We start from the raw sequence: 7,366 nt of genomic DNA on the forward strand, positions 1-7,366 counted from the left end.
GAGACAGACGGAGCGCAGAAACCGGAATGTACACGGAGTACATGAGGATTTCGAGCACCGGCCAACGAAGCAATCGAATTGCGGAACAGATTTATAACGGGGCCTTACCCGAAAGATTTTTTTTCACTACTATCACACGATTTACATGATTATCAACAAAGAAATTGATCTCGGCCTGGGAAAGATACTCTCTATCGAAACCGGTAAAATGGCCAAGCAGGCTGACGGAGCAACCGTTGTCCGCCTTGGCGACACCATGGTGCTTGCAACGGTTGTGTCAAGCAAAAAAACTCCTCCGCCAAACCAGGACTACTTTCCCCTTCAGGTTGAATACCGTGAGAAATATTCTGCTGCCGGCAAATTTCCGGGTGGCTTTTTCAAACGCGAAACCCGCCCTTCCGAAAAAGAGGTACTCTCTGCACGGCTTATCGACCGGGCTCTCAGACCCCTCTTTCCTGACGGCTACCTCTACGAAACACAGATCATTATAACGGTCATCTCCTCCGATCAGATCAATGACGGCGATGTTCTCGGCGGCATTGCCGCATCAGCCGCCATCATGGTCTCCGATATTCCCTTCAGCAACGCGATGAGTGAAGTACGCGTCGGCAGAATCAACGGCAAGTTCATCATCAACCCGGATGTCAACGAACTGGCCGAGAGCGACCTCGATATCTGTATCGGCGGAACGAAAGACACGATCTGCATGCTTGAGGGCGAGATGCAGGAGATTTCAGAAGCAGAAATGCTTGACGCCATCAAATTCGGTCACGATGCTATCAAGAGACTCTGCGCACTCCAGGATGAGATTGCCGCTGCAGTCGGAAAACCGGACCGTCCTTTTGTGCCGGTGCAGGTTTCTGCCGAGCTTACCGAAGCGGTTCGCTCGACATGCGAAAACCGCCTGAAAGAGCTTGCCTACACCCCGCTCAGAAAGGAAGATCGTGCCGACCAGACGGCACACATCTACCGCGAAACCATACAGACCATCGTTGAAAAATTCAAATCCTCAATCAGCAGTGAAGATATAGCAGCCGATCCGGCAAAAGCACTCTGCCTGAACGAACATATCATTGAAGAGGAGATCCACTCGGTTGAAAAGAAGGTGATGCGTCACATGATTCTTGACGACTCCAAACGCCTTGACGGAAGAACCCTTGAAGAGGTCCGCCCGATATCGATTGAACTCGGCATCATTCCGAGAGCCCACGGTTCGGCACTCTTCACCAGAGGCGAAACCCAGGCGCTTGTCACCATCACACTCGGCACCAAAAAAGATGCACAGTCAGTGGACAACCTGACCAACAGCGCCGACAAGAAGTTCATGCTTCACTACAACTTCCCTCCTTTCTCGGTCGGCGAAACCGGAAGAATCGGAAGCACCGGGCGCCGCGAAATCGGCCACGGAAACCTTGCCGAGCGCGCCATTAAAATGGTTGCCCCTACCGAACAGGAGTTCCCCTATACTATCCGTATTGTTTCGGACATTCTTGAATCCAACGGCTCTTCATCAATGGCATCGGTCTGCGGCGGCACACTTGCCCTGATGGACGGCGGCGTTCCTATCAGAAAACCGGTATCCGGCATCGCCATGGGACTGATCAAGGAAGGATCAGCCTATGCTGTTCTCTCCGACATTCTCGGCAACGAAGATCACCTCGGCGACATGGATTTCAAGGTAACCGGCACCAGGGATGGGATCACGGCCTGCCAGATGGACATCAAAATCGACGGACTTGACTACCATGTTCTCGAAACTGCGCTTGAGCAGGCACGCAAAGGACGACTGCACATTCTCGATAAAATGGATGACGCTATTCCTGAGTCACGCGAAGAGCTGGCCCGGTTCGCACCGCGCCTCACCACCATCAAGGTGCCGGTTGAATCGATCGGCATGATTATCGGCAAGGGCGGAGAGACCATCCGCAGCATCACCGAAGAGACCGGAGCACAGATCAACATTGATGATGACGGAACCGTCACCATTGCCTGCACAAGCGAAGAGGGCACCAATGCAGCGCTCGCCACCATCAAAACCCTGCTTGCCAAACCGGAAGTCGGCACCGTATACCTCGGTAAGGTGCGCGACATCCGTGACGAGCTCGGCGCTTTTGTTGAGTTCCTGCCAAAAACTGACGGACTGGTCCACATCTCGGAGATATCATCAACCGAACGGGTCAATAAAGTCAGCGACCACCTGAATATCGGTGACAAGATCAAGGTAAAACTGGTCGATGTCCGGAAGGATCCCCGGACCGGAAAAACCCGATTTGCACTCTCCATAAAAGCTGTGGAGAACGAACCGGAAGCAGTACAGGAGCCTGTCGCTGCAAACGACTGAACATGACAACACTGAAAAAGCAGTGCAGCCAAATCTGCACTGCTTTTTTTTATCCCTCCCGTTCATAATTATGGGAGAGTTCGCTTTCTTGACCTCTGTTTATGTATGACAGGGATCTCATTCATCCGTAACACCATGAAGTACGATTTTTCAAAAACAGAAAAGAAATGGCAGGCATACTGGCAAGAGCAGGAGAGCTTTAAAACCGCAGAAACTGCCGATAAACCAAAATACTATGTGCTCGATATGTTTCCCTACCCCAGCGGCTCAGGACTCCATGTCGGCCATCTGGAAGGGTACACCGCCTCGGATATAACCGCCCGCTACAAAAGGAGCTGCGGCTTCAATGTACTGCACCCGATGGGGTGGGATGCTTTCGGCCTTCCGGCAGAACAGTTTGCCATCAAAACAGGCACCCACCCGAGAATAACAACCGAACAGAATATCAGAAGCTTCAAGGAGACCCTGCAGGCAATGGGCTTCTCCTACGACTGGTCCAGGGAGATAAACACAACCGATCCTGGATACTTCAAATGGACACAGTGGATTTTTCTCCGGCTCTATGAGATGGGGCTTGCCTATATGTCTGAAGTTGACGTCAACTGGTGCGAAGAGCTTAAAACCGTTCTTGCCAATGAAGAGGTTGAAGAAAAAATTGCCGATGGCTACACCGTTATCCGTCGTCCCCTGCGGCAGTGGGTACTTAAAATCACCGCTTACGCCGAACGCCTGATCGCCGATCTCGATGAAGTGGATTGGCCGGAAAACGTCAAACAGATGCAGCGCAACTGGATCGGTCGATCTGAAGGTGTCGAGATTGACTTTGAACTCCGCTGCCACAAAAGCAAACTCAAGGTCTACACCACACGTCCTGATACCCTTTTCGGCGCAACCTATCTGGTTATCTCTCCCGAGCATCCTCTTGCAGAAAAACTTGCAACCGCTCCGCAACTCGTGGCAGTGAAAGAGTACATCCGGCAGGCAAAACTGAAAACTGAACTCGAGCGCACTGGCCTGCAGAAAGAGAAAACCGGTGTCTTTACCGGCTCCTATGCCATAAACCCTGCAACCAATGAGCCGCTTCCGGTCTGGATCTCCGACTTTGTCCTGACAAGCTACGGTACCGGGGCGATCATGTCGGTTCCGGCACACGACCAGCGGGACTGGGAGTTCGCCAAACAGTACAACCTCCCGATCATTGAGGTAATCAAAAGTCCTCATAACGTAGAGGAGAAGGTATTTGAAGAGAAAAACAGCATCCCGGTCAACTCGTCAAACAGTGAAATATCAATCGACGGGCTCCCCTTCAGGGAGGCTTTTGAATGCATGGCCTCATGGCTTGAATCGAAAAATCTTGGTGCACGAAAAGTTAACTACAAGCTCCGCGACTGGATATTCAGCCGGCAGCGATACTGGGGTGAACCGATCCCGATCAAGCACTACGCAGACGGAACACTTCGGACGGAAACCACGCTTCCACTCGTTCTTCCCGAAGTTGAAGCCTACCACCCCTCATCAACCGGAGAGTCTCCCCTTGCCAATATTGCGGAGTGGCTCCTTGGAAGTGATGAATTCGGCGATTTCCGGCGTGAGACCAATACCATGCCCCAGTGGGCCGGCAGCTGCTGGTACTATCTGCGCTTCATTGATCCTGCAAACACCAATACACTGATTGACCCGGAAAAGGAGCGCTACTGGATGAATGTCGATCTCTATATCGGAGGAGCGGAACATGCTGTTCTGCATCTCCTCTACGCCCGATTCTGGCACAAGGTACTCTTTGATCTTGGCGTCGTAAGCACCCGGGAGCCCTTCAGAAAACTCTTCAACCAGGGTATGATACTCGGTGAAGATAATGAGAAGATGTCGAAATCACGGGGCAACGTCATCCCGGCAGACCATGTTCTTGAGCGCTACGGTGCCGATGCCGTTCGTCTCTACGAGATGTTTCTCGGGCCTCTTGAGCAGGTAAAACCCTGGAACACCAACGGCATTGAAGGGATCAGCCGTTTTCTCTCCAAAGTCTGGCGACTCTTCCACTCCGATTCCGATCGGGATGAAGAGAGCCCTGCTGCAAAGCTGTCAGAAGATCCGATGCCGGAAGAGCTGCTGAGGAAGATGCATAAAACCATCAGGAAAGTCGGCGAGGATACCGAAAACCTGAAGTTCAACACCGCCATATCCGAAATGATGGTCTTCGTCAACGAGCTGCACAAGACCGGATGCCGGAATCGCGAAGCTGTGGAAACCCTGCTCATCCTGCTTGCCCCTTACGCTCCTCACATTACCGAAGAGCTCTGGGAAGCTGCCGGTCACAGCAGCTCCATCAGCAAGGCTCGCTTCCCTTCATATCGTCCGGAGCTTGTTGAAGATTCGGTATTGACTATTGCCGTGCAGATCAACGGAAAACTGAGAGGCACCTTCCTGGCTCCGGCAAAAAGTCCGAAAGCATTGCTCCTTGAAGAGGCTCTGAAGGTTGAATCGGTCATTAAATTTCTTGAGGGAAAGAGTATTGTCCGCGAAATTGTTGTCCCGGACAAGCTGGTCAATTTTGCAGTGAAATAAGCGAGCGGAAAAAGTGAACTGCCCGGAGATATTGGCAGGGAGAAAATTTTTATGTAGAATTCAGCGTGAAATAGAAAAACTCGTCATACGGCTTTTTATTCTCCGCTTTAACCGGTTATTTTCCATGTTCCTGACATACCTTTAACGGGGGTATATTTCTTTTTTCAACACATAAAATCTGGTATCAATGGCTACAGACGAAACAACACCAAGCTCACAGAACACCGTGACCTCGTCTTCTGCAAACGATTCGATCAGCTCCGTGCTCTCTGAAAAACGGAAATTTCCGCCCCCTGCAGAGTTTTCGAAAAATGCCCATGTCAAGTCAATGGCGGAGTATGAAAAGCTCTACGCTGCGGCTGATGCTGATCCTGATGCATACTGGGGAGAAATTGCCGAGCAGTTTCACTGGTTTAAAAAATGGGAGAGCGTACTGGAGTGGAACAGCCCTTATGCCAAATGGTTTAACGGTGGCAAAACCAATATCTGCTACAATGCCCTTGATGTCCATGTCAACAGCTGGAGAAAGAACAAGGCCGCCATTATCTGGGAGGGCGAGGAAGGTGACCAGCGTGTGCTTACCTACGGCGAACTGCATCGCCAGGTCAGCAAATTTGCAAACGTACTCAAAATAGCCGGTATCAGACCCGGTGACAGGGTTGCCATCTACATGGGCATGGTTCCCGAACTGGTCATTGCCGTTCTGGCCTGTGCACGTGTCGGAGCTGTCCATAACGTTATTTTCGCCGGTTTCTCGGCTCACGCCATCACCGAGCGGGTCAATGACTCCCGAGCCAGGATGGTCATCTGCGCAGACGGTACCAGACGCCGCGGCGGATCCATCAATCTGAAAAATATCGTGGATGAAGCGATTGTCAACACGCCTTCGGTCCGCAGCGTAATCGTACTCAAAGTCACCGGAGAGACCATCAACATGCACGACGGCATGGACCATTGGTGGCACGATCTCATGGGTCTTGCTTCCGACGAATGTGAACCGGTCGAGGTCGATTCCGAACACCCGCTCTTTGTGCTCTACACCAGCGGTTCAACCGGAAAACCGAAAGGTATCCTGCACACCACCGCCGGATACATGGTGCATGCGGCAAGCTCCTTCAAATACGTTTTTGATATCAAGGATGAGGATATTTACTGGTGTACGGCCGATGTAGGCTGGATTACCGGACACAGCTATATGGCTTACGGTCCGCTGCTCAACGGAGCTACCATGCTTATGTATGAAGGTGCTCCGAACTATCCTCAGTGGGACCGGTTCTGGGATATCATCAACCGCCACAAAGTTACCATCCTCTACACCGCACCAACCGCTATCCGTGCATTCATCCGCGCCGGAAACGAGTGGGTCACCAAACACAACCTCAGCTCACTCCGACTTCTCGGCAGCGTCGGCGAACCCATCAATCCCGACGTCTGGATGTGGTACCACAAGGTGGTCGGACAGGAGAGATGCCCGATTGTCGATACCTGGTGGCAGACAGAGACCGGCGGCATCATGGTCTCTCCGCTTCCCGGTGCAACACCGACCAAACCCGGCACGGCAACCCGTCCGCTCCCCGGCATTGCCGTCGATGTTGTCCACAAGGACGGAACCCCGTGCAAGGCCAACGAAGGCGGATACCTCGTTATCAAAAAGCCATGGCCTTCAATGCTCCGTACCATATACAACGATAACGAACGCTACGAAAAAACCTACTGGTCGGAGTTCCCAGGCATGTACTTTACCGGTGACGGCGCCCGCAAGGATGATGACGGCTACATCTGGATCATGGGACGTGTTGATGATGTGGTTAACGTTTCGGGCCACCGCCTTGGCACAAGCGAGGTTGAAAGCGCACTTGTCTCCTACGAAGCTGTGGCGGAAGCCGCTGTTGTCAGCCGTCCGGATGAGATCAAGGGTAACGCCCTGGTAGCCTTCGTAACGCTGAAAGACGAGTATGTCGGCGACATGAAGCTCCGTGAAGCGCTCCGCAACCACGTAGCCAAGGAGATCGGACCTATTGCAAAACCTGATGAGATCAGATGGGCCAAAGGTCTTCCGAAAACCAGAAGCGGTAAAATCATGCGCCGTCTCCTCCGTGAACTTGCAACCAGCAATGAGATCAAGGGAGATATCACCACGCTTGAGGATTTCGGTGTACTGGAAAACCTTCGCGGATCGGAAGAGGACTGATTCCTTCTGCAGGATTGTAAACCATACGAAAAGCGCAGCTCACCCTGCGCTTTTCGCGTTTTTTAAAAGAAAGTGTACTTCAGTGGACGAAGAAATGGTGGACAGAAATGGACATAAGTGGACAAGAGCTGAAGAGGGATAAAACAGACGCTGTTGCCTTTGTTTTGGGACTGTCCACTCCAGTCCACTGGTTGTCCACAAAGTCCACTCTCGGAATATGTCAACAAAGATGTCGCATTATTTTAAAAAAAATCAATCAACTTTGTCCG

General features: G+C 51.8%; 3 protein-coding genes. All 3 read left to right on the top strand.

The features are described from left to right. The first annotated feature begins 145 nt into the window (after window positions 1-145). The 3 genes from BOO20_RS07605 to acs all read left to right on the top strand — a co-directional run bounded on the left by BOO20_RS07605 (window position 146) and on the right by acs (window position 7,097). On the top strand, window positions 146-2,341 hold the full coding sequence (locus tag BOO20_RS07605) for a polyribonucleotide nucleotidyltransferase (protein WP_076791792.1): 2,196 nt from the start codon (window positions 146-148) through the stop codon (window positions 2,339-2,341). A gap of 135 nt (window positions 2,342-2,476) precedes the next feature. Further along, on the top strand, window positions 2,477-4,906 hold the full coding sequence (leuS, locus tag BOO20_RS07610) for a leucine--tRNA ligase (RefSeq protein WP_076791794.1): 2,430 nt from the start codon (window positions 2,477-2,479) through the stop codon (window positions 4,904-4,906). Between the two features lie 187 nt (window positions 4,907-5,093). After that, on the top strand, window positions 5,094-7,097 hold the full coding sequence (gene acs, locus BOO20_RS07615) for an acetate--CoA ligase (protein ID WP_076791795.1): 2,004 nt from the start codon (window positions 5,094-5,096) through the stop codon (window positions 7,095-7,097). Window positions 7,098-7,366: the final 269 nt, after the last annotated feature.

This window comes from Chlorobium sp. KB01 (assembly GCF_001975465.1).
Lineage (GTDB): Bacteria > Bacteroidota > Chlorobiia > Chlorobiales > Chlorobiaceae > Chlorobium.

Coding starts and splice junctions, on each gene's coding strand:
- BOO20_RS07605 (WP_076791792.1), top strand. CDS start 146: ATGATTATCAACAAAGAAATTGATCTCGGCCTGGGAAAGATACTCTCT.
- leuS (WP_076791794.1), top strand. CDS start 2,477: ATGAAGTACGATTTTTCAAAAACAGAAAAGAAATGGCAGGCATACTGG.
- acs (WP_076791795.1), top strand. CDS start 5,094: ATGGCTACAGACGAAACAACACCAAGCTCACAGAACACCGTGACCTCG.